Source organism: Pseudomonas sp. FSO-7, from assembly GCF_059579345.1.
Map to the genome: position 1 here is coordinate 125,207 of NZ_CM184193.1, position 25,219 is coordinate 150,425.

Below are 25,219 nucleotides of genomic sequence, written 5' to 3' on the forward strand. Positions count from 1 at the left end.
GTTGTTGACGAATGAAGATCGGTGTAATCGGTGGCGGCCAGTTGGGTCGCATGTTGGCCCTGGCAGGTACGCCGCTGGGGATGAACTTCGCTTTCCTGGACCCGGCGCCGGACGCCTGTGCCGCGGCGCTGGGTGAACACCTGCGGGCCGACTATGGCGATCAGGATCACCTGCGCCAATTGGCCGATGAAGTCGACCTGGTGACCTTCGAATTCGAAAGCGTCCCGGCCGAAACCGTGGCCTTCCTGTCCCAGTTCGTCCCGGTCTACCCGAGCGCCGAAGCCTTGCGGATCGCCCGTGACCGCTGGTTCGAAAAGAACATGTTCAAGGATCTGGGCATTCCTACGCCGGCCTTCGCCGACATTCAGTCCCAGGCCGACCTGGACGCCGCGGTCGCCGCCATCGGCCTGCCCGCCGTGCTCAAGACCCGCACCCTGGGTTACGACGGCAAGGGCCAGAAAGTCCTGCGCAAGCCTGAAGACGTGGCCGGTACGTTCGCCGAGCTCGGCAGCGTGGCCTGCCTGCTGGAAGGTTTCGTGCCGTTCACCGGAGAAGTCTCGTTGATCGCCGTACGTGCCCGCGACGGTGAGATCCGCTTCTATCCGCTGGTGCACAACACTCACAAGGACGGCATTCTCAAGCTGTCCGTCGCCAGCACCGATCATCCGTTGCAGGCCCTGGCCGAGGACTACTCCAGCCGGGTGCTCAAGCAACTCGACTATGTCGGCGTGATGGCGTTCGAGTTCTTTGAAGTGGACGGCGGCCTCAAGGCCAACGAAATCGCACCGCGGGTTCACAACTCCGGGCACTGGACTACCGAAGGCGCCGAGTGCAGCCAGTTCGAAAACCACCTGCGGGCGGTGGCCGGGCTGCCGCTGGGTTCGACCGCCAAGGTCGGTGAGAGCGCGATGCTCAATTTCATCGGCAAGGTGCCGGACAGTGACAAGGTCCTGGCGATCGCCGACTGCCATTTGCATCACTATGGCAAGGCGTTCAAGGTCGGGCGCAAGGTCGGTCACGCCAACCTGCGCTGCGCTGACCGGGCCACGCTGGCCCAGCAGATCATCAAGGTCGAGACGCTGATCGCCGAACAATAATCTGGGACGGCGGTGGAACCATTCGTCGGCTAATCTCTCTCATGGCTAAGTGCCAAAGCCTGACCGGGCTTTGGCTTACTGACTTAACCAGAGGGGAATGCCATGGGAATCATCGGAACCATTTTTATCGGCTTGATCGTTGGCCTGCTGGCGCGCTTCCTGAAACCGGGCGATGACAGCATGGGCTGGATCATGACCATCCTGCTCGGTATCGGCGGTTCGTTGGCAGCCACTTACGGCGGCCAGGCCCTGGGCATTTACCAGGCCGGTCAAGGCGCTGGCTTCATCGGTGCCCTGGTCGGCGCAGTGGTATTGCTGGTGATCTACGGCCTGATCAAAAGAAACTGATTCAAATGCGACAAAGCCCTCTCTGCGTGGCGCGCAGAGGGGGCTAGAATGCCCGGCGTTGCACTTCCCGTTCATTGCCGAGCCCTTTCATGCGCCGTCTAGTGTTGACCCTTCTTCTGCTGGGCAGTGGCCTGGCCCATGCTGCCGAGCTGCCGGAAACCGACTGGCTCGAACTGATGCCCAAGTCGGACCAGAAAGCCCTCGAGGCCATGCCCGAGATCGACCACAACTCCCCGGAAGCCAACGGCACCTTCACTGAAAAAGGCGGCCTGAAGCAAAGCAAGGGCTTGCCGGCGGTGATGTATTCGACCAAGACCGTGGCGGCGATGAACGACAAGCACATCCGCATTGGCGGTTATCCGGTGCCGCTGGAAACCGACGCCAAGGGCCGCAGCACGCTGTTCTTCCTGGTGCCCTACCCTGGCGCCTGCATCCACGTCCCGCCACCGCCGCCTAACCAATTGGTGCTGGTGCGCTATCCCAAGGGCCTGAAGCTGGACGACATCTACACGCCGCTCTGGGTGACGGGCACGCTGAAGATCGAAAAGGTCGACAACGACCTGGCGAGTGCGGCGTATGCGCTGGAGGCGGAGAAGGTTAGGGTGGTGCAGGAGGCGGATTTGTAACAGGCCGCAGATATGGCGTAGATCCAAATGTGGGAGCGGGCTTGCTCGCGAAGGCGGCGTGTCAGTCAAATGAGTATCAACTGATACACCGCCTTCGCGAGCAAGCCCGCTCCCACAAGGGGATTTTCAGTGTGCCTTAGAGCGGCTTGCTGCCAATGCTCACGCCCAGGGTATGGCTGGCCTGTGGTAACAGCGTCACCACGTCGTCCATCACATTCGCCGTCTCGATGCACAGCATGCGCTGCCAGCCATCGTCGGCCATGTCGCTGAAGGCCTTGGCGCGTTCGGTCCAGGGGTTCCAGATCACCGCCGAGCGCGAACCGCTGCTGGTCAGTTCGATCCGTCGTTCCCAGTGCGGGTCAAGGATGCTCAGCGTCGGCGGGGTGTCGAGGTAGATACGGTCGGTCTCGCCGGCAAAGTGCAGGTTGCCGGCCTGGGTGTGGGTGTTCCAGTCGTCCAGGGTCTCGATGTAGCTCAAGCCATCCACCCCTTCGACCTGCACGTTGCGCACGTCGCTCACGGCAAAATAGCTGTGCAGCGCCTGACTGAGGCTGACGGTTTCGCTGCCACGGTTATGGCTGGTGAGGCGGATGTGCAGTTGCTCGTCCATCACGATGGCCAGCGTCAGGTCAACCCGGTGAGGCCAGCCCGAGAGGCCGTTTTCAGGATAGGGCAGCACGAACTCCACCTTGAGACTTTCGCCTTCGGCTTCGATGCCCTTCAATTCCCAATCCATCGCCCGCACCAGGCCGTGGGCGGTGGCCGGGTCGTTGCTCACGCGCATGGCCTGCACGCTGTCGGGGTTGCGCGTCAGGTTGCCGAACCACGGCCAGCACACCGGCACGCCTGCGCGAATGCTTTTACCGGCCTTGAACGTGGCCTGGTCGTTGAGCCAGATCAGTGGCGGCTGGCCGTCCACTTGATAACTGAGGATGTGCGCGCCCTGCTGGGCTACCAGCAACTCGGCCTGACCGTGACGGATGCGCCAGGCGTTCAGTTCATCCAGTTTGACCGCTTCGACGTTGGGCGTAGGCATGTTGCAAATCTCGCTCGGGAACAGGGACTGCAATGGACCGCAAAACGGCCGCCGTGTTTAACGGGCGCGTGGCGGAACCGAGCGGGTACGACCGCTGCCGTCGATGGCGACGAAGACAAAGACCGCCTCGGTCACCTTGCGCCATTCACTGGACAGCGGGTCGTCGCTCCAGACCTCGACCATCATCTGGATCGAGCTGCGGCCGATTTCCAGCGCCTGGGTATAGAACGACAACTGTGCACCCACCGCCACCGGCACCAGGAATGCCATGCGATCGATCGCCACGGTGGCCACGCGTCCGCCGGCCACTTTGCTGGCCATGGCGGTGCCGGCCAGGTCCATCTGGGACACCAGCCAGCCGCCGAAAATATCGCCGAAGCCGTTGGTCTCGCGAGGGAGCGCGGTGATTTGCAGGGCCAGGTCGCCTTGCGGGATTGGATCTTCTTGTTCGAGCTCTATCATGCCGAGGGGGCCTCTGACCCGTAACGCTGTCTGGTGCTTCAGGTGAATAGCCGTCTTTGAAAAAAACGATTCAGCCCGAACATACTGCGTTCGTCACGTTTTTCGTAAAGGCGTGCCAAAGGGAAACTCTGCGAAACCGGCTGGTTCTGGTACTACGCCCCCAACGACGTTTTCGCACAGCAACCCCTTACAGAGTACTGCAAGGTTGCGAGTATATCGGGCGATAGACGTCGAGACGACCACTCGGTTCTGATTTCGACTGTCAAATACGCGCCTCTATGTGCTTTTTCGAACAATTTGCTATCGTGCCGGACCTGCCCAGGCCCCAACCCGTGTCGCCAGGGTTGCAGAACCGACTATAAGAGAAGCCCTTGCCATGACCACTGCGCCTTCGAGCACGGCGACGCCCGCACAACCGGCACGTCCATTGACCCGCAACGATTACAAGACCCTGTCGCTTTCAGCCTTGGGCGGTGCGCTGGAGTTCTACGATTTCATCATTTTCGTGTTCTTTGCCACCGTGGTCGGCAAATTGTTCTTTCCCGCCGAAATGCCCGAGTGGCTGCGCCTGATGCAGACGTTCGGCATTTTTGCCGCCGGTTACCTGGCCCGGCCCCTGGGCGGGATCATCATGGCCCACTTCGGCGACCTGCTGGGACGCAAGAAAATGTTCACCCTGAGCATTTTCATGATGGCTGTGCCGACCCTGATCATGGGCCTGCTGCCTACCTATGCGCAGATCGGCATGTGGGCGCCCATCCTGCTGTTGTTGATGCGGGTGATTCAAGGCGCGGCCATCGGCGGGGAAGTGCCGGGCGCTTGGGTATTCGTTTCCGAACACGTTCCGGCACGCCACATGGCCTATGCCTGCGGCACCCTGACCTGCGGCCTGACGGCGGGGATTCTGTTGGGTTCGCTGGTCGCCACGGCCATCAACAGTATTTATACGCCGGTGGAAGTGGCGGATTACGCCTGGCGGATCCCATTCCTGATGGGCGGTGTGTTTGGCCTGTTTTCGGTGTACCTGCGGCGCTGGCTGCACGAAACCCCGGTATTCGCCGAACTGCAACTGCGCAAGGCCCTGGCCGAGGAAGTGCCGCTGCGGGCCGTGCTGCGTGATCATCGCGGCGCCATCGCCATTTCCATGCTGCTGACCTGGCTGCTGTCGGCCGGCGTCATTGTGGTCATCCTGATGACACCGACCGTGCTGCAGACGGTGTACCACTTCAGCCCGACCGTCGCGTTGCAGGCCAACAGCCTGGCGATCGTGTTCCTGAGTTTCGGTTGCATCGGTGCGGGTGTGCTGGCCGACCGTTTCGGTGCCGGCCGGGTGTTCGTCTTCGGCAGCGGTTTGCTGATGATCACGTTCTGGACCTTCTACCACTGCCTGTTCGACCACCCCGAGTGGCTGTTCCCACTGTATGCCTTGAGTGGCTTGCTGGTGGGCACCATCGGCGCGGTGCCTTATGTCATGGTCAATGCCTTCCCGGCCGTGGTGCGCTTCAGCGGCCTGTCGTTTTCCTACAACCTGGCCTACGCGATCTTCGGCGGGTTGACGCCGATGATCGTGACCTTGCTGTTGAAAGAGAGCTCGATGGGGCCGGCGTATTACGTGGCGGCCATCTGTGGGATCGGGATTGTGGTGGGCGGGTATCTCTGGAAGAAGGGCCGCTAGGCGGCGCTGCCCACTTAAGGCGGGTGTGTTCATTGTGGCGAGGGAGCTTGCTCCCGCTGGGTTGCGCAGCGACCCCCCTTTCTTGTGAGTGCTGAGCACTCAAGCGGGAGCAAGCTCCCTCGCCACGGATTAGTCCTCTCTGTAAATGCTCTATCGCCACGGAATCATCCTGCAAAACTCAATGCTGGCCTTTCATCCAATTGTCATATTTCAGCCATAGAGTGTTCACACGGCTTACCAATACTTGGCCGACTTAACACACCTATCTGCTAGGAGTAAGGCATGAAACTGAAGCGTTTGATGGCGGCAATGACTTTTGTCGCTGCTGGCGTTGCGACTGCCAACGCGGTTGCCGCTGTTGACCCTGCGATCCCGAGCTACACCAAGACCACTGGTGTGTCGGGCAACCTCTCCAGCGTCGGCTCCGATACCCTGGCCAACCTGATGACCTTGTGGGCCGAGAACTACAAGAAAGAATACCCGAACGTAAACATCCAGATTCAAGCCGCCGGTTCCTCCACCGCGCCGCCCGCTCTCACCGAAGGCACCGCCAACCTGGGCCCGATGAGCCGCAAGATGAAGGACAACGAACTGCAGGCCTTCGAAACCAAATACGGCTACAAGCCAACCGCTATCCCGGTGGCCGTGGACGCCCTGGCCGTATTCGTGCACAAGGACAACCCAATCAAGCACCTGACCATGGCTCAGGTCGATGCCATTTTCTCCTCGACTCGCCTGTGCGGCGCCAAGGCTGACGTCAAGACCTGGGGCGACCTGGGCGTGACCGGCGACCTGGCCAACAAGCCGGTCCAACTGTTCGGTCGTAACTCGGTGTCTGGCACCTACGGCTACTTCAAGGAAGAAGCCCTGTGCAAAGGCGACTACAAGCCAAACGTCAACGAACAACCTGGTTCGGCTTCGGTTGTGCAGTCGATCAGCAGCTCGCTTAACGGCGTCGGCTATTCGGGTATCGGCTACAAGACCGCCAGCGTGAAAACCGTTGCCCTGGCCAAGAAAGAAGGCGGCGAGTTCATCGAAGACACCGAAGAAAACGCCCTGAACGGCAAGTATCCGCTGTCGCGTTTCCTCTACGTCTACGTCAACAAAGCGCCGAACAAGCCTCTGGCCCCGCTGGAAGCCGAGTTCGTGAAGCTGATCCTGTCCAAGCAAGGCCAGGAAGTCGTAGTCAAGGACGGCTACATCCCACTGCCAGCCAAGGTGGCCGCCAAGGCACTGGCTGACCTGGGTCTGCAAGAAGGCAACGTCGCCAAGCAGTAATACCTGAGCCCGGGCCAACGCCCGGGCTACTGTGGGAGCGAGCTTGCTCGCGATAGCGGTAGGTCTGTCACCGTTGATGTTGAATGGGATGACTTCATCGCGAGCAAGCTCGCTCCCACAGACCAAATTTCTGTCCGCTGCCGGTTTCCACCGGCGGCGGATTTGTTGCGTCACTTCACTGTCATCTTTCTGTCATACAGGATCGCTAGGGTGTGCGCATGAATGATCTGGCCAACTCCACAATGACTACGACTTCCCCTCCCAAGCGCATTGATTTCAATACGCCTGAGCTGCAACGCAAGCGCCGAATCCGTGCGCTCAAGGACCGCCTGACACGCTGGTATGTGCTGGTCGGCGGCCTCGCCGTCCTGGCGGCCATTACCCTGATTTTCTTCTTCCTGGCCTACGTGGTGATGCCCCTGTTCCAGGGCGCGGACCTGACCGCCAAGGATTCGATCAGCCCGGCCTGGATGCAAGACGCCGGCAAACCGCTGATGATCTCTATCGAAGAACAGAACCAAGTGGCCATGCGGGTTTCCGACAAGGGCCAGGCGCTGTTCTACGACCTCGACAGCGGTGCCGAACTGCGCCGCGTCGACCTGCCGATTCCAGCCGGTGCCAGCGTGACCGCCATTGGCGAGGACCAGCCCGGTAGCCCGTTGGTGGCCATTGGTCTGTCCAACGGTCAGGCCTTGGTGTTCCGTCACACGTATAAGGTCTCCTACCCGGACGGCAAGAAAACCATCTCGCCCGCCATCGAATATCCTTACGGCGAGGCGCCGATCGCGTTGAACGAACAGGGCGTGGCCCTTGAGCATGTCAGCCTCAACGCCACGGATTCGACCCTGCTGCTGGCCGGTTCCAGCGGCGCCCAGCTGCAAGTGTTGTCGCTTACCAGCGAAGAAAACATGATGACCGGTGAAATCACCAGCGAGCAGACGCGTATCGACCTGCCGCAGATGACCGAGCCGGTGAAGAACATCTTCGTCGACCCGCGCCAGCAATGGCTGTATGTGGTCAACGGACGTGCCCAGGCCGATGTGTTCAGCCTGCGGGACAAGAGCCTCAACGGTCGTTACAAACTGCTGGAGAACGGCGACGCCCAAGTCACCGCTGCCGCCCAGTTGGTGGGCGGGATCTCGCTGATCGTCGGCGACTCCACGGGCGGCTTGGCCCAGTGGTTCATGGCCCGCGATCCAGACGGCGAATTGCGCTTCAAACAGATTCGTACCTTCCAGATGGGCAGCGCGCCCATCGTCGAGATCAGCGCCGAAGAACGTCGCAAAGGTTTCGTGGCGCTCGACGCCGCCGGCAAGCTGGGGGTGTTCCACAGCACCGCCCACCGCACCCTGCTGGTGGACCAGGTGGTCGACGGCCAAGGCCTGTTCGGCATGTCGCCACGGGCCAACCGGCTGATCGTTGAACAGGGCGGCAAGTTGCAACCGTTGACGCTGGACAACCCGCACCCGGAAGTGTCGTGGAGCGCGTTGTGGAGCAAGGTCTGGTACGAAAACTACGACGAGCCTAAATATGTCTGGCAATCGACCGCCGCCAACACCGACTTCGAACCCAAGCTGAGCCTCTCGCCGCTGACTTTCGGTACCTTGAAAGCGGCGTTCTACGCGATGCTGCTGGCCGCGCCGCTGGCGGTTGCCGCGGCGATCTACACCGCCTACTTCATGGCCCCGGGCATGCGTCGCAAGGTCAAGCCGGTGATCGAGCTGATGGAAGCGATGCCGACGGTGATCCTCGGCTTCTTCGCCGGCCTGTTCCTGGCGCCGTACGTCGAAGGGCACCTGCCGGGCATCTTCAGCCTGCTGATGTTGTTGCCGATTGGCATCCTGGTCGCCGGTTTCGCCTTCAGCCGCCTGCCGGAATCCATTCGCCTGAGAGTGCCGGACGGCTGGGAAAGCGCCTTGCTGATCCCGGTGATCCTGTTCGTGGGCTGGCTCTCGCTGTACATGAGCCCGTACATGGAAGCCTGGTTCTTCGGCGGCGACATGCGCATGTGGATCTCCCATGACCTGGGCATCACCTACGACCAGCGCAACGCCCTGGTGGTCGGCCTGGCGATGGGTTTCGCGGTCATCCCGAACATCTATTCCATCGCCGAAGATGCCGTGTTCAGCGTGCCACGCGGCCTGACCCTGGGCTCCCTGGCCCTCGGTGCCACGCCGTGGCAGACCATGACCCGCGTGGTGATCCTCACCGCCAGCCCCGGCATTTTCTCGGCACTGATAATTGGCATGGGCCGTGCGGTGGGCGAGACGATGATCGTGCTGATGGCCACCGGTAACACGCCGGTCATGGAAATGAACCTGTTCGAAGGTCTGCGCACCCTGGCGGCCAACGTGGCGGTGGAGATGCCCGAGTCGGAAGTCGGCGGCAGCCATTACCGCGTGCTGTTCCTGTCGGCCCTGGTGCTGCTGTTGTTCACCTTCGTCATGAACACCCTCGCCGAGCTGATCCGTCAGCGTCTGCGCAAGAAATATTCGTCGCTTTAAGAAAGGTAGAAGTCTGTGAAACAGAACTCCCTGAAAGGATGGTTCAAGAGCGGCGCCCCTGGCGTCTGGATCAGCGGTGGCGCGGTGTCCATCGCGGTCATCATGACCATTGGCCTGCTGGCGGTGATCGCTGTGCGCGGCCTGGGCCACTTCTGGCCGGCGGACCTGATCCATGCCAGCTACAACGTGCCGGGCATGCCTGCGCACCTGGTGGTCGGCGAAGTCGTGCAGAAAGAAGAAGTACCTCGCGAGCGCCTGAAAAGCGCCGGCCTGCCGGTGCCGGACGAAGGCCCCGAGTTCATGACCCGCGAACTGATCAAGGTCGGCAACCGAGACCTGAACGGCACTGACTTCACCTGGATCGTCGGCGATTGGCTGACCAACCAGACCACCCCACCGGAACTGATGGCCATCGAGCGTCGTGAGTGGGGCAACTTCTACGGTTACCTGGTCAACGTCAAGGAAGGTGGCAAGGTCATCGCCGAGGGCGAGGCCGCCTGGCCACAACTGCAGGCTCGCGTACAGCGCGTCAACCAGTTGGCCGCCGAGCTCAAGACCCTGGAAAAAGTCGACATCGGCGCAATCAACGCCGGCCTGGAACGTGTCCGCCTGCACGGTCGCAAACTAGAGCTAGACGGTAAGCTCGACGCTTCGGCCCAGGCCGACCTGGAAAGCGAGCGCGCCGAACTCAACGCCCGCTACAAGGACATCGAAGCGCGTCTGGCTGACCTGCATGCGCAGTTCAACCGCGACAGCCTGACGGCCCGCGATGCCAACGGCAAGGAAGTGGAGATCGAAATCGGCAAAGTGGTGCACGCTTACCAGCCAAACGGCATGGGCACGTTCACCAAGATGGGTTTCTACTTCAGCAAGGTCTGGGAGTTCCTCAGCGACGATCCCCGTGAAGCCAACACCGAGGGCGGCATCTTCCCGGCGATTTTCGGCACCGTGATGATGACCCTGATCATGGCGATGATCGTGACGCCGTTCGGCGTGCTGGCGGCGGTCTACCTGCGTGAATACGCCCGCCAGGGCCCGATGACCCGTCTGATTCGCATCGCGGTGAACAACCTCGCGGGCGTTCCAGCCATTGTTTATGGTGTGTTCGGCCTGGGCTTCTTCGTCTACGTGCTGGGTGGTTCGGTCGACCGCTTGTTCTTCCCCGAAGCCCTGCCGGCACCGACCTTCGGCACCCCGGGCCTGCTCTGGGCGTCCCTGACCCTGGCGCTGCTGGCGGTGCCGGTGGTGATCGTGGCCACTGAAGAAGGCCTGGCGCGAATCCCGCGTACCGTGCGCGAAGGCTCCCTGGCCCTCGGCGCGACCAAGGCCGAGACCCTGTGGAAAATCGTCCTGCCCATGGCCAGCCCGGCGATGATGACCGGGATGATCCTCGCCGTGGCCCGTGCCGCGGGTGAAGTGGCGCCGTTGATGCTGGTGGGCGTGGTGAAACTGGCCCCGTCGCTGCCGCTGGACGGCAACTACCCTTACCTGCACCTGGACCAGAAGATCATGCACCTGGGCTTCCATATCTATGACGTCGGTTTCCAGAGCCCGAACGTCGAAGCGGCGCGACCGCTGGTGTACGCCACGGCGCTGCTGCTGGTGCTGGTGATCGCGATACTGAACCTGTCGGCGGTGTGGATCCGTAACCACCTGCGCGAGAAGTACAAAGCACTGGATAGCTGATTTTCATGTGGGAGCGAGCTTGCTCGCGAAGACGGCGGCACCTTCAGCAGAGATGCAAGCTGACACACCGCTTTCGCGAGCAAGCCCGCTCCCACAAGTACACCGAATGGCATGCATGGCCGCTCAGCGGCCAACGAACCGAATTTGTTAGCACAGGGAGCCTCCCATGCAACACGAAACACAGACACACGGCATCAACATGTCGGCCCTGGGCCGCGACAAGCAGAGCTTGGACCTGGCCCAGGAAACCGTCGCCATCGAAGTGCCCGGCCTGAATCTGTTCTACGGCGAGAAACAGGCGCTGTATGACGTCAGCCTGAATATCCCGAAACAGCGTGTCACCGCGTTCATCGGTCCGTCGGGCTGCGGCAAGTCAACGTTGCTGCGCACCTTCAACCGCATGAACGACCTGGTGGACGGCTGCCGCGTCGAAGGTGAAATCAACCTCTACGGCAACAACATCTACCGCAAGGGCGAAGACGTGGCCGAGCTGCGTCGTCGCGTGGGCATGGTGTTCCAGAAGCCCAACCCGTTCCCGAAAACCATCTACGAGAACGTGGTCTACGGCTTGCGCATCCAGGGCATCAACAAGAAGCGCATCCTCGACGAAGCCGTGGAATGGGCCCTCAAGGGCGCGGCGCTGTGGGACGAGGTCAAGGACCGTCTGCATGAGTCGGCCCTCGGTCTGTCCGGCGGCCAGCAGCAACGCTTGGTGATCGCCCGCACCATCGCCGTGGAGCCGGAAGTGCTGCTGCTCGACGAACCCTGCTCGGCCCTGGACCCGATCTCGACCCTGAAAGTCGAAGAGCTGATCTACGAGCTCAAGTCCAAGTTCACCATCGTCATCGTGACCCACAACATGCAACAGGCGGCGCGGGTTTCCGACTACACCGCGTTCATGTACATGGGCAAACTGGTGGAATTTGGCGATACCGATACGCTGTTCACCAATCCGGCGAAGAAACAGACCGAAGACTACATCACCGGTCGTTACGGCTAGTCGAGGCAACTGCATAGCCGCACTGCGCTATCAGGATCAACATTTAACTGCTTGAAGCTTGCAGCTTGAAGCTTGCAACTTTCGCGGAGCGAACAAGATGATTTCGAAGGAAGGCCTTACTCACCACATTTCCGCACAGTTCAACGCCGAGCTGGAGGAAGTGCGCAGTCACTTGCTGGCCATGGGCGGGCTGGTGGAAAAGCAGGTCAACGACGCGGTGACCGCGCTGATCGAGGCCGACTCCGGCCTGGCCCAGCAGGTGCGCGAAATCGATGACCAGATCAACCAGATGGAACGCAACATCGACGAGGAGTGCCTGCGTATCCTGGCCCGTCGTCAACCGGCCGCGTCCGACCTGCGGTTGATCATCAGCATTTCCAAGTCGGTGATCGATCTTGAGCGGATCGGCGACGAAGCCACCAAGATCGCCCGTCGCGCCATTCAGTTGTGCGAAGAAGGCGAGGCGCCGCGCGGTTACGTCGAGGTTCGCCACATTGGCGACCAGGTGCGCAACATGGTCCGTGACGCACTGGACGCCTTCGCCCGCTTCGACGCCGACCTGGCGTTGTCGGTGGCTCAGTACGACAAGATCATTGACCGCGAATACAAGACCGCCCTGCGCGAGCTGGCGACCTACATGATGGAAGACCCGCGCTCCATCTCCCGGGTGTTGAGCATTATCTGGGTGCTGCGTTCTCTGGAGCGTATCGGCGATCATGCGCGCAACATCTCGGAACTAGTCATCTACCTGGTGCGCGGCACCGATGTGCGCCATTTGGGGCTCAAGCGGATGAAGGAAGAAGTTCAGGGCACCCCGTCCGAAACCGCTAATGTTCCGGGCGAAACTGACGATAAGTAAGATTGCCAAGAAAAGCGCCCGGCCTTCTGGTCGGGCTTTTTTTTGGGTTTTTTTTAATCGAAAGCAGCACCCCGCGAACGAAAAGTCCCGGCGTGACTGACGGTTTTTTTTGGCAATATGCCATCAGTAAAAGCGGTATGCTTGCCGGGATTTTTTAGAGGTGTAACTGGATGAGTAAGGTCAGTGTGTTGGTCGTGGACGACGCTTCGTTCATTCGTGACCTGGTGAAGAAGTGCCTGCGCAACTACTTCCCGGGCGTGCGTATCGAAGACGCGGTGAACGGCAAGAAAGCCCAGGCCCTACTGGCTCGCGAGGCATTCGATCTGGTGCTGTGCGATTGGGAAATGCCGGAAATGTCTGGCCTGGAACTGCTGACCTGGTGCCGCCAGCAGGACAACCTCAAGGGTATGCCGTTCGTCATGGTCACCAGCCGCGGCGACAAGGAAAACGTGGTCCAGGCGATCCAGGCCGGCGTTTCCGGCTACGTCAGCAAGCCGTTCACCAACGAACAGTTGCTGACCAAGGTCAAGCAGGCCCTGCACAAGGTCGGCAAGCTCGACACGCTGATGAACAGTGCCCCGACCAAGATGAACTCGGCATTCGGTAACGATTCCCTCAGTGCCCTGACGGGTAATAAGGCTCCGGTTGCGGCTGTTGCTTCGGCGCCTGCGGCGAATTCTTTTGCCAAGCCGGCCGCCGCTTCCGCTCCTGCAGCCGCTGCTGCCCCGGCCCGTGGCTTGCTCAACAGCCCGCCCGTCAAGGCCCCGGCCGCCTCCGCTCTGGCCGCCAACCGTGGCCAGGGCCAGCTGCGCCTGTCCAGCGGCACCCAGCAATGCGTGATCAAGGCCCTGAGCCTCAAGGAAGCGCTGCTGGTGGTCAAGCGCACCGACACCCTGCCACAAGTGCTCGAAAGCGCCGTGCTGGACATGGAGCAGGGCGACAACGCCGAAACCGCTCGTCTGAACGGCTACCTGCACGCCATCGTCGCTCATGAGCAGACCGCCGACAGCGAATGGCTGCAACTGACGTTCCGCTTCGTCGACAAAGACCCGCAGAAACTCGACTACATCTCCCGCCTGATCGCCCGCGGCACGGCGCAGAAACACTTCGTACCGGGCGCCTGATCCGGCGGCGCCCTTCAGCCCGCTATCGCGAGCAAGCTCGCTCCCACCGTTGATCTCCAGTGGTCAGCAGATCCAATGTGGGAGCGAGCTTGCTCGCGATGGGGCCATCAGTCTCGGCACAGCCTTATCTGCCAACCATTTTGAAACATCCGTCGACTACGCTGGTCCATCCCAGCTGCTAGGCTGCTGTTCAAGCCTTCATTTTTCGACAGAACTTTTGCCCATGCTCGCGCCCTTGTTGTACGCCTGCGCTCTTGTCCTGGCCTCCACCTCGGTCGAGGCCATGACGATCTACAAATCCACCGATGCCAATGGCGTGGTGTCCTACAGCGACCGCCCCAGCAAAGGCGCCCAGGTGTTCGTGTTCCGCGACCGCATGGTCGAGCGCCTGGAGCGGCAGGTGTTTCTCGATATCAAGAAGCAGAAGGGCGGGGATGCGGTGTTCGTGCGCAATGACCTGTACGCGCCGGTGGAGATCGAGTTGAGTTTCGCCGGGCTGCGCAACGTCAGCGGGGCGCCGAGCCGGCCGATTCGTCGAGTGCTGCCGGCACGCAGCAACCTGCGCCTGGCGCTGCTCACGGCCACCCGACCCGGCAGGCCGTTGGTGTATACCCCTCGGTTCGAATATTCCCTGGGCGACCCGGCCGGTGCGGCGCAGGCCTATCGCTACCCGTTGCCGTGGCGTGGCGGGCCGTTCCGGTTGAGCCAGGGGGCCAACGGCCAATACAGCCATTACGGCCCGAAGAACCGCTACGCCATGGACATCGCCATGCCTGTCGGCACGCCGATCATCGCGGCGCGGGGGGGCGTGGTCATCAAGACTGAAAACGAGCAGACCGGCCGCGGGGACGATCCTGCGGGCAACTTCGTGCGGGTGCTGCACGATGACGGCACGATGGGCGTCTACCTGCACCTGCAGAAAGGCTCGGTGAGCGTACGGGAAGGGCAGCGGGTCGGGGTGGGCACGCCGTTGGCGTTGTCGGGCAATACCGGCAACAGCTCAGGCCCGCACCTGCATTTCGTGGTGCAGCGCAATACCGGGTTGGGGCTGGTGTCGATTCCCTACCAGTTCAATCAGCCGGTGGGCGACTTGCCCAACTTTGCGTTGGGCAAACAATAACGCTGAGGCGTGATGAAGGTGCATTTGTGGTGGAGGGATTTATCTGTGGGAGCAAGGCTTGCCCGCGACGAAGGCGGCGCGGTCTTTCAGAGATCGAGTCGCCTGTATCGCGAGCAAGCTTTGCTCCCACAGCTTTGCCACAGGCTCGCCGGAAAGCGGGTTGATACTCAATCGAGCATCAACACCTTCGCCAGGATGATCTTCGGCCCTTTCATCTTCTTGATGATGATCCGCAGGCCTTCGACTTCCAGCACTTCTTCCTCTTCCGGCACGCGCTTGAGGGTTTCATAGACCAGGCCGGCCAGGGTTTCGGCTTCGATGTGGTCCAGGTCGATCCCCAGCAGGCGCTCGACCTTGAACAATGGCGTGTCGCCGCGTACCAGCAGCTTGCCCGGCTGGTAGGCCAGGATCCCGCGCTCGGCCTTGCGATGCTCGTCCTGGATGTCGCCCACCAGCACTTCCAGCACGTCTTCCATGGTCAGGTAGCCGATGATGTTGCCGTCGGCTTCCTCGACCACGGCGAAGTGCGAGCCGCCCTTGCGGAACTGCTCCAGCAACTGCGACAGCGGCATGTGCCGCGACACCCGCTCCAGTGGCCGGGTCAGTTCGGCCAGGTTGAACGACTCGGGAATGTGATCGAGGGCCGCCAGTTCCAGCAGCAGGTCCTTGATGTGCAGCAGGCCGACGAACTCCTGGCGCTCGCTGTCGTACACCGGATAACGGCTGAACTTGTGGCGACGGAACATCGCCAGGATTTCCTTGAGCGGCGCGTTGAATTCCAGTGTCACCAGGTCTTCCCGGGAGTTGGCCCAGTCCACCACTTCCAGCTCGCCCATTTCCACGGCCGAGGCCAGCACGCGCATGCCCTGGTCGCTGGGGTCCTGGCCACGGCTGGAGTGCAGGATCAGCTTCAGTTCTTCGCGGCTGTAATGGTGTTCGTGATGGGGCCCGGGCTCGCCTTGGCCGGCGATGCGCAGGATGGCATTGGCGCTGGCGTTGAGCAGGTAGATCGCCGGGTACATGGCCCAGTAGAACAGGTACAGCGGCACGGCGGTCCACAGCGACAGCAGCTCGGGTTTGCGGATGGCCCAGGATTTGGGCGCCAGTTCACCGACCACGATGTGCAGGTACGAAATAATGAAGAACGCGGTGAAGAACGACACGCCCTTGATCACTTCCGGCGACTGTACGCCGACCGCGCCCAGCAACGGCTCGAGGATGTGGGCGAACGCCGGCTCGCCGACCCAGCCCAGGCCCAGGGACGCCAGGGTGATGCCCAACTGGCACGCCGACAGGTAGGCGTCGAGCTGGCTGTGGACGGTGCGCAGGATGTGCCCGCGCCAGCCGTTCTGTTCGGCAATGGCTTCGACCCGGGTCGAGCGCAGTTTGACCATGGCGAATTCGGCCGCAACGAAAAAACCGTTGAGCAAAACCAGGATCAGAGCAAAAAGAATCATGCCGAATTCGGCGAAGAGTGTGACGAGGGACAAGCCAGGGGAAGGGTCCATGATGGGGTTTTGCGGGTTCCGAATAGTCGTGGGAATTGGAAATGGGCGCCCGAATAGGCAGGCGCAAGTCAGTCAATGTAGCGGCTGACTCGGCGATTGCCTAGGGGGCGTTCTCAATCAGCGGGGCGGGCGAGGCGTGCGCGAACCACCTGGGCCGGGGCGAAATGGCAGGTAAAGGTGCTGCCATGGCCGGGTACGCTGCTGATTTCCATGCGGGCGCGATGACGCAGCAGGACGTGTTTGACGATGGCCAGGCCCAGCCCGGTGCCCCCGGTGTTGGAGTTGCGGCTGGAGTCGACGCGGTAGAAGCGCTCGGTCAGGCGCGGCAGGTGCTTGCTGTCGATACCGATGCCCGAATCGCGCACGCTCAAGTGCGCGCCTTGCTCATCGCCCCACCAGCGCACATGGATGCGACCTTGCTCCGGCGTGTATTTGACCGCGTTGAACACCAGGTTGGAAAACGCACTGCGCAGTTCCGCCTCGCTGCCTTTGAGCTGCACGGCCGGGTCGGCTTCCAGGGTAATGGTCTGCTGTTTGGGGCCGGACAGTTCCTGCGCATCTTCGGCAATGGTTTGCAGCAGGTCCTCGATGTGCACCGGTTGGTTGTCCGACGGGTAGTCGGTGGCTTCCAGCTTCGCCAGCAGCAACAAGTCGTTGAGCAGGGTCTGCATGCGCCCGCTTTGCTGGTGCATCTGCTGCAGGGCCCGGCTCCAGCGCGGATTCACCTCCTCGACGTTGTCGAGCAGGGTTTCCAGGTAACCGCAGATCACCGTCAATGGCGTGCGCAGTTCGTGGGACACGTTGGCGATGAAATCCTTGCGCATCTGTTCCAGCTGATGGATGCGCGTGACATCGCGCACCAGCATCAAGTGCTCGTTGTTGCCGTAACGGGTGATGTACAGCTGGATGCGCAACCGATCGTTGGTGGGCGAAGGAATCTCCAGCGGCTCGGCGTAGTTGGCTTGCTCGAAATATTCCTTGAAGCGCGGATGGCGCACCAGGTTGGTCACCGGCTGGCCGCTGTCCTGGGGCGTCTTGAGGCCCAGCAGGGTTTCGGCGGCGCGGTTCCACCACTCCAGGTTGCCGTCGCTGTCGAGCATGATCACCGCGTCTTTCAGCGCGGCGGTGGACTCCTGGACCCGGTCGATCACCGCCTGCAGGCGTCCGCGAACACGCTGGTCGCGCCGTTGCAGGTGGTAGATGCTGTCGAACACCTCACCCCACAGGCCATAGCCGTCGGGCGGGGCTTCGTCGGGTTGGTGCAGGCGCAGCCATTCATGCAGGCGCAGCAGTTGCTTGAGTGTCCAGGCCAGGTAAAGCCCCAGCCCCGCCGCCAGGCTCCAGCCGTAATAACCGCTGATCAGGCCGATCAGCAAACAACCGGTCACCAGCAACAACATGTGGCGAATCAGGGTGCCATGCCAGTTTTGATTCACGTGACGCGCGTCCTTGTCAGCTTGTCGGGCGGTAAGGGCTCGGATCAGGCCTTTGTCGAAAAACGATAACCGGTGCCGCGCACGGTTTGTACCAGATTTTCATAAGCGTCGCCGAGAGCCTTGCGCAGGCGCCGGATGTGCACGTCCACGGTGCGTTCCTCGACGTAGACGTTGCCACCCCAGACCTGGTCCAACAGCTGGCCACGGGTGTAGGCACGTTCCTGGTGAGTCATGAAGAATTGCAGCAGGCGGTATTCGGTCGGGCCCATCTCGGCGGGTTTGCCGTCGATGGTCACGCGGTGGCTGATCGGGTCGAGCAGCAGGCCACCGACTTCAATCGGCGCTTCACCATCGGTCGGCCCGGCGCGTCGCAGCACGGCTTTCAGGCGCGCCACCAGCTCCCGTGGGGAGAACGGCTTGGTGATGTAGTCGTCGGCGCCGACTTCCAGGCCCTGGATCTTGTTGTCCTCTTCGCCCTTGGCGGTGAGCATGATGATCGGAATATCACCGGTCAGCTCATCGCGCTTGAGGCGTCGTGCCAGTTCGATGCCTGACGTGCCGGGCAGCATCCAGTCCAGCAGGATCAGGTCGGGTTTGCGGTCGACGATGATGGCATGGGCCTGTTGAGAGTTTTCTGCTTCCATGCAGTCATAGCCGGCCATCTCCAACGCAACGGCGATCATCTCGCGGATGGGTGCCTCGTCGTCGACGATCAGAATGCTCCTGCCAACCATGGGGTAATCCTCTTGTCATTTAACTGTCTTGCGCCGCATTAGATAACGGAATTATTGCAGTCGTGTGACAGATATTTCGTAATCCGGCAGCGAAGGGGATCCTGGGCTACGCTTTTCAGTCCGAATCCTGACAACCACAAAAGAAGGTTTCCATGAATTATTTCACCCAATCCATCCAGGCACTGGCGGTAACGGCTGCCCTGGCGTTGCCGGCATTGGCGTTCGCGGCTGAACCGGCGATGGAGAACAATGGCATGCTGACCGATCACAAAGGCATGACGTTGTATACGTTTGCCAAAGACTCGGGCGGCAAGTCGATGTGCAATGACAAATGCGCCGCCAACTGGCCACCGCTCATGGCTGAAAGCGGCGACAAGGCCATGGGCGAATGGACAGTGGTCACCCGTGACGACGGTACGAAGCAGTGGGCCTACAAGGGGAAGCCGCTGTATACCTTCATCATGGACAAGAAGGCAGGGGACATGACAGGGGAAGACAAAATGGACGGCGCCTGGAAGGTCGCCAAGCCCGACTGATCGCCCCGAAACGCTTCTGTGGCGAGGGAGCTTGCTCCCGCTCGGTTGCGCAGCGACCGCAAGATTTTGGGGCCGCTTCGCAGCCCAGCGGGAGCAAGCTCCCTCGCCACAAAGGCTTTCGTGACTCAAGGTTCCACAAAGGTTTCATGACCCAAGGATTACCGCTGGGTCAGCGGCCTCAGCGCAACGCGTAATCCAGCACAATCCCCACGAAAATCGCCAAGCCAGCCCAGTGGTTGTGCAGGAACGCCTGGAAGCAGCGCATCCGGTCCCTGCCACGGGTGTACCAGAACTCCCAGGCGAAGCACGCGGCAGCGGCCACCAGCCCCAGGTGGAACCAGCCGCCCAACTGGAATTTCGACCCGGCCAACAGCAGGCAGCCCAAGGCCAGGCCTTGCAGCGTCAGGATGATCGCCCGGTCGGCATCGCCAAACAGGATCGCCGTGGATTTCACACCGATGCGCAGGTCATCGTCCCGGTCGGTCATTGCGTAATAGGTGTCGTAGCCCACCGTCCACAGCAGGTTGGCGATGTACAGCAACCAGGCGGCCGCCGGCAGATGGCCGGTTTCGGCGGTGAACGCCATTGGCATGCCCCAGGAGAACGCCGCCCCCAGCACCACTTGCGGGTAGTAGGTATAGCGCTTCATGAACGGGTAGCTGAACGCCAGCGCCAGGCCACCGAGGGACAACAGGATGGTCGGGGCGTTGGTGCACAGCACCAGCAGGAAGCTCACGCTCATCAGCACGGCGAAGAACACCAGCGCCTCTTTCGAACTGATCTTGCCGCTCACCAGCGGGCGCTGTTCGGTGCGTTTGACGTGGCCGTCCACCTTGCGGTCGGCCCAATCATTGATCACGCAGCCGCCGGCGCGGGTCAGCACCACGCCGAGGACGAAAATCACCACGTTGGCGACGGACGGCGAGCCTTCACCGGCAATCCACAACGCCCACAACGTCGGCCACAGCAGCAGGTAAATGCCGATGGGCTTGTCCATGCGGGTCAATTGCACGAAGTCCCACGCCCTTGGGTTCAGGCGATTCAAGGATTTGAGCAGTTGCACGTACATCAGAAACTCTCCGAATAGGCGCGGGCGACGGTCCACAAGCGTGGCAGGAAGATTTCCGCCACCAGCACGCTCAACGCACCGCGATCGAAACGTGAGCGGCGACCCCACAGCCCGCTGGCGCGGACGTCTTCCGGCAACCCGGCCTCGGGGTAATGGCAAACCTCGATGGCCCGGCGCTGGAACGCCTGATCGCAAAACAGCAATTCACCCAGGGAGCGGCTGCCCAGTTCGTCCATCTGCAACCCGTCACCCTGCAAGGCGCTGCGCGCCGCCACGCTGCGGGCGAACACCCAAGGCTGGTCGCGGCCGCGCAGATACACTTCGCGTACCCAGCCCTCGCTGCCCTCTGCCAGGTCCAGGGCGGCACATTCGTCGGCGCGCAAGGGCTGCCAGCCTTCGAACAACGGCGTCACGCTGAAATGCCCGTCCGACAGGCGCGTGAGGCGCCGGGTCAGGGAGCCTTCGTCGAACAGCCAGTCGAGTACAGCCGCATCGGGGCGGGGCGACAGCAGGTGCTGGGGCAGCCATTGGAGTGTAGGAAATATCGAATTTGTATGCGGCACAGAGGTCTTGAATGGCAGCAAAGGAGGTCGCGAGCTTACCATGCCGGTCACTGGTTTTGATTGGCCCGGCCGGCTGCCCTGCTGATCGTGCTTGCATCTGTGGCAACCGATCAGTACAAAACGGCCCTGAGCCGGAAAATACCGGCCAAGGCCTGACATCTTGAGGAAGTATTGGAATGAAGAAGTGGCAATGTATCGTCTGCGGCCTGATCTACAACGAAGCGGACGGCTGGCCTGACGATGGCATCGCGCCTGGCACTCGCTGGGAAGACGTACCGGCAGACTGGCTGTGCCCGGATTGCGGCGTCGGCAAAATGGATTTCGAAATGATCGAAATCAACTGATCGTTTCATCGAAGGGAGAGCAACATGAGCGCACCTGTCGTCATCGTCGGTACGGGCCTGGCCGGTTATAACCTGGCCCGGGAGTTTCGCAAGCTCGACAGCGAAACCCCGTTGCTGCTGATCACCGCGGACGACGGTCGCTCGTATTCCAAGCCGATGCTCTCCACCGGCTTTGGCAAGAACAAAGACGCCGACGGCCTGAGCATGGCCGAACCGGGGGCCATGGCCGAGCAACTCAAGGCCGAAGTGCGCACCCACACCCGCATCAGCGGTATCGATCCGGGCCACAAACGGCTGTGGATCGGCGAAGAGGCGGTGAACTACCGCGATCTGGTTCTGGCCTGGGGCGCCGAAACCGTGCGCGTGCCGGTACAGGGCGATGCGGCGGACCTGATTTTTCCCATCAACGACCTGGAAGACTACGCACGCTTCAGGGCCGCGGCGGCCAGCAAGCGCCGGGTGTTGTTGCTGGGTGCCGGCCTGATTGGCTGCGAATTCGCCAACGACCTGAGCCTGGGTGGCTATGAAGTAGAACTGGTGGCGCCGTGCGAGCAAGTCATGCCGACGCTGTTGCACCCGGCCGCTGCGGCAGCGGTCCAGGCCGGGCTGGAAAGCCTCGGTGCGCGCTTCCACCTGGGCCCCGTGCTCAACCGCTTGCAGAAGGTCGCCGACGGGCTGGAGGCGCACCTGTCTGACGGCCAGGTGATCGCCTGCGACTTGGTGGTCTCGGCCATCGGCCTGCGTCCGCGCATCGACCTGGCAGCCGCGGCCGGCCTGGTGGTCAACCGCGGCGTTGTGGTCGACCGTCACCTGAAAACCTCCCACGCCAACATCTACGCCCTGGGTGACTGCGCCGAGGTCGACGGCCTGAACCTGCTGTATGTGATGCCGCTGATGAGCTGCGCCCGGGCCCTGGCTCAAACCCTGGCCGGCAACCCGACTGCTGTCAGCTATGGCGCCATGCCGATTACCGTCAAAACCCCGGTGTGCCCCCTGGTGGTGTCGCCGCCACCGCGAGGCTGCGAGGGCGTGTGGAGCGTCGAAGGGCAGGGGGCGGACATCAAGGCGCTGTGCCGCGACGCGCAAGGCAACCTGTTGGGTTACGCCCTGACAGGTACGGCGGTGATGGAGAAACTGGCGCTGAACAAGGAGCTTCCAGCCCTGCTGGCGTAAATACCGGTCGTTCTGTCGCAAAAACCCTACTTTTGGTCCCACAAAGGTGGCCCGGACACTGGCGCGGTTTTCGGCACCGTGCCATCCTCACTTCCGTCTGCCGCAGAGTAGAGCCTGCGGCGCCTTAGGGGCTGTTCCAAAGAGAACAGCACGGACATAACAACAAAAAAACCGTCAAAGGGGCTTCATTCATGCGTAAACCAGAACTCGCCGCCGCTATCGCGGAAAAAGCAGACCTCACCAAAGAACAAGCCAACCGCGTCCTCAACGCCGTCCTCGAAGAAATCACCGGTGCCCTGCACCGCAAGGACAGCGTTACCCTGGTGGGCTTCGGCACTTTCCTGCAACGCCACCGCGGCGCCCGCACTGGCAAGAACCCACAGACCGGTGAACCGGTGAAGATCAAGGCCAGCAACACCGTTGCCTTCAAACCAGGCAAGTCCTTGAAAGACAGCGTCAACCCGTAATTGCTTCGAGTACCTCGGTCAGGGGGAAGCAAACCGCAATAAAAAGGGCATACCGATGAATCGGTATGCCCTTTTTATTGCGGGGTTGCTGGCTGTGGCCAGGCTTGGTGAGACAGCGATGGCTTGGATGCCCATTATCCGTGTCGAGGGAGCTTGCTCCCGCTGGGGCGCGAAGCGGCTCTGAAAAGCGACGACTGCTGCGCAGCCGAGCGGGAGCAAGCTCCCTCGCCACAGGATTGGAGATGCCCAATGTGGGAGCGAGCTTGCTCGCGATGACGTCCGCCTAGTCAGCAGAGGTCTTCGGCTCTGCCAACACCTTCAAGGCCGCCTTGCGGGCTTCGATTGGTAATTTGCCCAGCTTTTCCACCGCTGCATAAAACGCAACCCAATCACCACCCTCCTGCTTGAACAGCGCCGCAAAGGCCGGCACCCACTGGCTATACAGCCCGAACGGTAATAATCGCGCATTGTTCAGTGGCGCGTAGACCCAGGCATCGTAGTATTTGTCGCCTGCCCACTGGGTGTCGCGTATTCGCACATAGTCGGCACGCAGGCGCTCGAATTCCGCAGCCTTGCGTTGGCGCATCTGTTCGGCCGGCAGGGGTTGGGTATAGAGCTGCTCCAGGCGCCGACGGGTGTCGAGGATCAGTTGGATGAATTGGTCGCGCTGGTGCCCTCGCTTGCTGTTATCCGGCCCCAGCCCACGGTTGGCGCGCCATTGCCGGGTGCCTTCCTGTTCGACGAAGGTGGCGAAGGACTCATTGAATTCGGTGTCGTCCTTTACGTAAAACCGCTGGTGTGCCAGTTCATGAAAGATCAGCGTCGCCAGGCGTTCGTCTCCCCAATGCATCATCGAACTCAGGATCGGATCGTTGAACCAGCCCAGCGTCGAATAGGCCTCTACACCACCAATCGCCACGTCCATGCCCTGCAAGCGCTGCAACGCGGCCTCGCCACGGGCGGCGCCCTGACTGTAATAACCGCGATAAGCCACGCAACCGGCAATGGGAAAACAATGATTGTGCGGCGTCAGGGAAAATTCTGGCGTGGCAAAGACATTCCAGACTACGAATGGACGGCCAATGTCCGCATACAGGCGATAGCTTTGATTGTCCGGTAAATGCAGGTGATCACTGGCAAACGCCCGAGCCTCGCGCGCCTGGGCCAGATGCGCCTTGAGTTGGGGATCGCGAGCGGGGTCGGCGATGACTTGGTCGATAGGCTCTCGGGCCTGCAACAGCCGCAGCTGCCCGCCTACAAGCTGGCTGTAATAACCGGCGCTAGTGCAACCGTTCAGTAACAAAAGCAGGAGGCCTGGAAACAAAATCTGGAAAACACGGTCGAGTAACCGATGGCTTGAACGCGGCCTGATCAATTGGAATCACCCTGGGAAGTCTGCCCCAAGACTATCTCGCTTGCCTGGAGCTTCGCTATGCGCGTGTTGATGCTGACGAGTGGCCTGTTGTTGCTCACCGGTTGTGCCGGCTTGCCTGACCCTGATCCCTCCCAAGCGTGGATCGACCTGGGAAACCAGCAGGACACCGCGCTACAAGCGCTGGAAGTCGATGACAAGATGTCCGTCGATCGGCGTTATTTCGAAGTGCAACCCGGTAGCCATGAACTGACGGTGCGTTATCAGTTTGCCGTCGAACCCGGCAACATCGGCCCGGATGCCGAGCCGCTGTGGCGCGATTGCCGGTTGAATCTGAAATTCAAGGATTTCAATGCCGGCCAACGTTACCAGCTGCAGGCCGGCAACATTGGTTTTCGACCGTGGGCCAAGCTTTACGACCAGCAGCGCAAGGTAGTGGGACAAGGTACGCCGGCGGGCTGCCAGCAAAGTTGATCGGCGTTATGCTCAAGACCTGGTTATTCAGGAAACTCACCATGCGCCTTCATATGCTGTTACTGGCCTTCGTTGCCATGGGCGGTTGTACAGCGACCCCGTTGCCATCGGTCGATCCGAACATGGCCTGGGTCGATTTCGCGACGCCTACACCTGGTGGCAAGGTACTGATGGCTGAAAAACTGGATGGCCAGCGACTGCGAGACGGGCGCTTCTTCCAGGTTTCGCCGGGCAGCCATGAATTGGAAGTTCGCTTCGACTTCGAGGTGTTGGGTGGCGGGGGGCTGGGTTTGATGAGCGAGCCGCAAGAACGACTGTGCTACCTGACCGTGCGATACGATCATTTCGAGGCCGGCCAGCGCTATCGCCTGGAGGCGCGTAACCTGGCATTCACCCCAAGCGCCCGGCTCTATGACGCCAAGCGAGAGATCGTTGCCGAAGATCGACAAGCCCGCTGCATGCCATAGCGCGTCTTAGCGGTCGTTCTTCTGATAGATGATTTTTTTCGTGCCGTTTTCGCAAGTGCCCACCACCATATTCTGATCGTGGACTTCGTCATTCGTGACGATTTCCAGCGTGTAGGACGACACGCCCTGTGCCTGGATCTTGGCTTCGATTTCGGCCTTGAGTTCTTCGCAGGGTTTGGGGGCCGCGAGGGCCGACGAGGCCAATGCGCAACCGATGACTGCCAGGGCAAATCGTTTCATGCTCGAATTCCTCATTGCAGC

At 61.3% G+C, this 25,219-nt stretch carries 26 protein-coding genes; 17 read left to right on the forward strand and 9 right to left on the reverse strand.

Going from position 1 to position 25,219, the window contains the following annotated elements; genetic code table 11:
- Positions 1-11 precede the first annotated feature (11 nt).
- From AC515T_RS00575 to AC515T_RS00585, 3 genes are all read left to right on the forward strand, one after another.
- Positions 12-1,097, forward strand: coding sequence for a 5-(carboxyamino)imidazole ribonucleotide synthase (locus tag AC515T_RS00575; RefSeq protein WP_496531037.1), 1,086 nt, complete (start codon positions 12-14; stop codon positions 1,095-1,097).
- 102 nt (positions 1,098-1,199) lie between these two features.
- The gene (locus AC515T_RS00580; protein ID WP_003196372.1) at positions 1,200-1,445 is read left to right on the forward strand and encodes a GlsB/YeaQ/YmgE family stress response membrane protein; all 246 of its coding nucleotides are present in this window, start codon (positions 1,200-1,202) and stop codon (positions 1,443-1,445) included.
- Between the two features lie 89 nt (positions 1,446-1,534).
- Positions 1,535-2,071 carry a DUF3299 domain-containing protein gene (locus tag AC515T_RS00585; protein WP_013691991.1) on the forward strand — a complete coding sequence of 179 codons (537 nt, stop codon included), beginning with the start codon at positions 1,535-1,537 and terminating at the stop codon, positions 2,069-2,071.
- A gap of 136 nt (positions 2,072-2,207) precedes the next feature.
- Here the strand turns inward: AC515T_RS00585 and AC515T_RS00590 are convergent, their stop codons facing one another.
- Together AC515T_RS00590 and AC515T_RS00595 are read right to left on the reverse strand one after the other, a co-directional pair.
- Positions 2,208-3,107 carry a D-hexose-6-phosphate mutarotase gene (locus AC515T_RS00590; protein WP_496531038.1) on the reverse strand — a complete coding sequence of 300 codons (900 nt, stop codon included), beginning with the start codon at positions 3,105-3,107 and terminating at the stop codon, positions 2,208-2,210.
- A gap of 57 nt (positions 3,108-3,164) precedes the next feature.
- Complete coding sequence (locus tag AC515T_RS00595; RefSeq protein ID WP_003177184.1) at positions 3,165-3,569, reverse strand: acyl-CoA thioesterase; 405 nt, start codon at positions 3,567-3,569, stop codon at positions 3,165-3,167.
- A 376-nt stretch (positions 3,570-3,945) separates the two neighbouring features.
- On the opposite strand from AC515T_RS00595, the gene AC515T_RS00600 reads away from it, so the two are divergent.
- From AC515T_RS00600 to AC515T_RS00635, 8 genes are all read left to right on the forward strand, one after another.
- Positions 3,946-5,244, forward strand: coding sequence for an MFS transporter (locus tag AC515T_RS00600; RefSeq protein ID WP_496531039.1), 1,299 nt, complete (start codon positions 3,946-3,948; stop codon positions 5,242-5,244).
- A gap of 282 nt (positions 5,245-5,526) precedes the next feature.
- A complete protein-coding gene (locus AC515T_RS00605; RefSeq protein WP_496531040.1) occupies positions 5,527-6,522 on the forward strand; it encodes a phosphate ABC transporter substrate-binding protein PstS in 996 nt (331 codons plus the stop codon).
- Positions 6,523-6,740: 218 nt separating this feature from the next.
- Positions 6,741-9,026 (forward strand): ABC transporter permease subunit, encoded by a 2,286-nt coding sequence (locus tag AC515T_RS00610; RefSeq protein WP_496531041.1) that lies wholly within the window; start codon positions 6,741-6,743, stop codon positions 9,024-9,026.
- A gap of 15 nt (positions 9,027-9,041) precedes the next feature.
- Positions 9,042-10,712 carry a phosphate ABC transporter permease PstA gene (gene pstA, locus AC515T_RS00615; protein WP_496531042.1) on the forward strand — a complete coding sequence of 557 codons (1,671 nt, stop codon included), beginning with the start codon at positions 9,042-9,044 and terminating at the stop codon, positions 10,710-10,712.
- 166 nt (positions 10,713-10,878) lie between these two features.
- Positions 10,879-11,712, forward strand: a complete 834-nt coding sequence (gene pstB / locus AC515T_RS00620; protein ID WP_122567789.1) for a phosphate ABC transporter ATP-binding protein PstB — start codon at positions 10,879-10,881, stop codon at positions 11,710-11,712.
- A 97-nt stretch (positions 11,713-11,809) separates the two neighbouring features.
- Complete coding sequence (phoU, locus tag AC515T_RS00625) at positions 11,810-12,571, forward strand: phosphate signaling complex protein PhoU (protein ID WP_060739809.1); 762 nt, start codon at positions 11,810-11,812, stop codon at positions 12,569-12,571.
- Between the two features lie 170 nt (positions 12,572-12,741).
- On the forward strand, positions 12,742-13,695 hold the full coding sequence (locus tag AC515T_RS00630) for a response regulator (RefSeq protein ID WP_496531043.1): 954 nt from the start codon (positions 12,742-12,744) through the stop codon (positions 13,693-13,695).
- Between the two features lie 223 nt (positions 13,696-13,918).
- The gene (locus tag AC515T_RS00635; protein WP_496531044.1) at positions 13,919-14,815 is read left to right on the forward strand and encodes a peptidoglycan DD-metalloendopeptidase family protein; all 897 of its coding nucleotides are present in this window, start codon (positions 13,919-13,921) and stop codon (positions 14,813-14,815) included.
- A 167-nt stretch (positions 14,816-14,982) separates the two neighbouring features.
- Here AC515T_RS00635 and AC515T_RS00640 read toward each other — a convergent pair whose 3' ends face one another.
- From AC515T_RS00640 to phoB, 3 genes are all read right to left on the reverse strand, one after another.
- Positions 14,983-16,323, reverse strand: coding sequence for a hemolysin family protein (locus tag AC515T_RS00640; RefSeq protein WP_030138217.1), 1,341 nt, complete (start codon positions 16,321-16,323; stop codon positions 14,983-14,985).
- Positions 16,324-16,436: 113 nt separating this feature from the next.
- Positions 16,437-17,723 carry a phosphate regulon sensor histidine kinase PhoR gene (phoR, locus tag AC515T_RS00645; RefSeq protein WP_496533206.1) on the reverse strand — a complete coding sequence of 429 codons (1,287 nt, stop codon included), beginning with the start codon at positions 17,721-17,723 and terminating at the stop codon, positions 16,437-16,439.
- 80 nt (positions 17,724-17,803) lie between these two features.
- On the reverse strand, positions 17,804-18,493 hold the full coding sequence (gene phoB, locus AC515T_RS00650; RefSeq protein WP_003177195.1) for a phosphate regulon transcriptional regulator PhoB: 690 nt from the start codon (positions 18,491-18,493) through the stop codon (positions 17,804-17,806).
- A 152-nt stretch (positions 18,494-18,645) separates the two neighbouring features.
- Here phoB and AC515T_RS00655 point away from each other — a divergent pair, with 152 nt between their 5' ends.
- Positions 18,646-19,029, forward strand: coding sequence for a COG4315 family predicted lipoprotein (locus tag AC515T_RS00655; RefSeq protein WP_496531045.1), 384 nt, complete (start codon positions 18,646-18,648; stop codon positions 19,027-19,029).
- Between the two features lie 178 nt (positions 19,030-19,207).
- Here the strand turns inward: AC515T_RS00655 and ubiA are convergent, their stop codons facing one another.
- Both ubiA and AC515T_RS00665 read right to left on the reverse strand, forming a co-directional pair.
- A complete protein-coding gene (gene ubiA, locus AC515T_RS00660; protein ID WP_305469052.1) occupies positions 19,208-20,098 on the reverse strand; it encodes a 4-hydroxybenzoate octaprenyltransferase in 891 nt (296 codons plus the stop codon).
- Positions 20,098-20,661, reverse strand: a complete 564-nt coding sequence (locus tag AC515T_RS00665) for a chorismate--pyruvate lyase family protein (RefSeq protein WP_496531046.1) — start codon at positions 20,659-20,661, stop codon at positions 20,098-20,100. The genes ubiA and AC515T_RS00665 overlap by 1 nt, the downstream gene beginning before the upstream one ends.
- A gap of 176 nt (positions 20,662-20,837) precedes the next feature.
- On the opposite strand from AC515T_RS00665, the gene AC515T_RS00670 reads away from it, so the two are divergent.
- From AC515T_RS00670 to AC515T_RS00680, 3 genes are all read left to right on the forward strand, one after another.
- Entirely contained in the window at positions 20,838-21,005 is a 168-nt protein-coding gene (locus tag AC515T_RS00670; RefSeq protein WP_003177199.1) for a rubredoxin, read from the forward strand.
- Positions 21,006-21,029: 24 nt separating this feature from the next.
- On the forward strand, positions 21,030-22,178 hold the full coding sequence (locus tag AC515T_RS00675) for an NAD(P)/FAD-dependent oxidoreductase (protein ID WP_496531047.1): 1,149 nt from the start codon (positions 21,030-21,032) through the stop codon (positions 22,176-22,178).
- A gap of 191 nt (positions 22,179-22,369) precedes the next feature.
- Positions 22,370-22,645 carry an HU family DNA-binding protein gene (locus tag AC515T_RS00680; RefSeq protein WP_003213368.1) on the forward strand — a complete coding sequence of 92 codons (276 nt, stop codon included), beginning with the start codon at positions 22,370-22,372 and terminating at the stop codon, positions 22,643-22,645.
- Between the two features lie 283 nt (positions 22,646-22,928).
- Here the strand turns inward: AC515T_RS00680 and AC515T_RS00685 are convergent, their stop codons facing one another.
- Positions 22,929-24,020 carry an aminopeptidase gene (locus AC515T_RS00685; protein ID WP_496531048.1) on the reverse strand — a complete coding sequence of 364 codons (1,092 nt, stop codon included), beginning with the start codon at positions 24,018-24,020 and terminating at the stop codon, positions 22,929-22,931.
- 57 nt (positions 24,021-24,077) lie between these two features.
- Here AC515T_RS00685 and AC515T_RS00690 point away from each other — a divergent pair, with 57 nt between their 5' ends.
- Complete coding sequence (locus AC515T_RS00690; RefSeq protein ID WP_496531049.1) at positions 24,078-24,491, forward strand: PA0061/PA0062 family lipoprotein; 414 nt, start codon at positions 24,078-24,080, stop codon at positions 24,489-24,491.
- A gap of 41 nt (positions 24,492-24,532) precedes the next feature.
- Positions 24,533-24,958, forward strand: a complete 426-nt coding sequence (locus AC515T_RS00695; protein WP_496531050.1) for a PA0061/PA0062 family lipoprotein — start codon at positions 24,533-24,535, stop codon at positions 24,956-24,958.
- Between the two features lie 6 nt (positions 24,959-24,964).
- Here AC515T_RS00695 and AC515T_RS00700 read toward each other — a convergent pair whose 3' ends face one another.
- Complete coding sequence (locus AC515T_RS00700; RefSeq protein WP_496531051.1) at positions 24,965-25,198, reverse strand: DUF1161 domain-containing protein; 234 nt, start codon at positions 25,196-25,198, stop codon at positions 24,965-24,967.
- Positions 25,199-25,219: the final 21 nt, after the last annotated feature.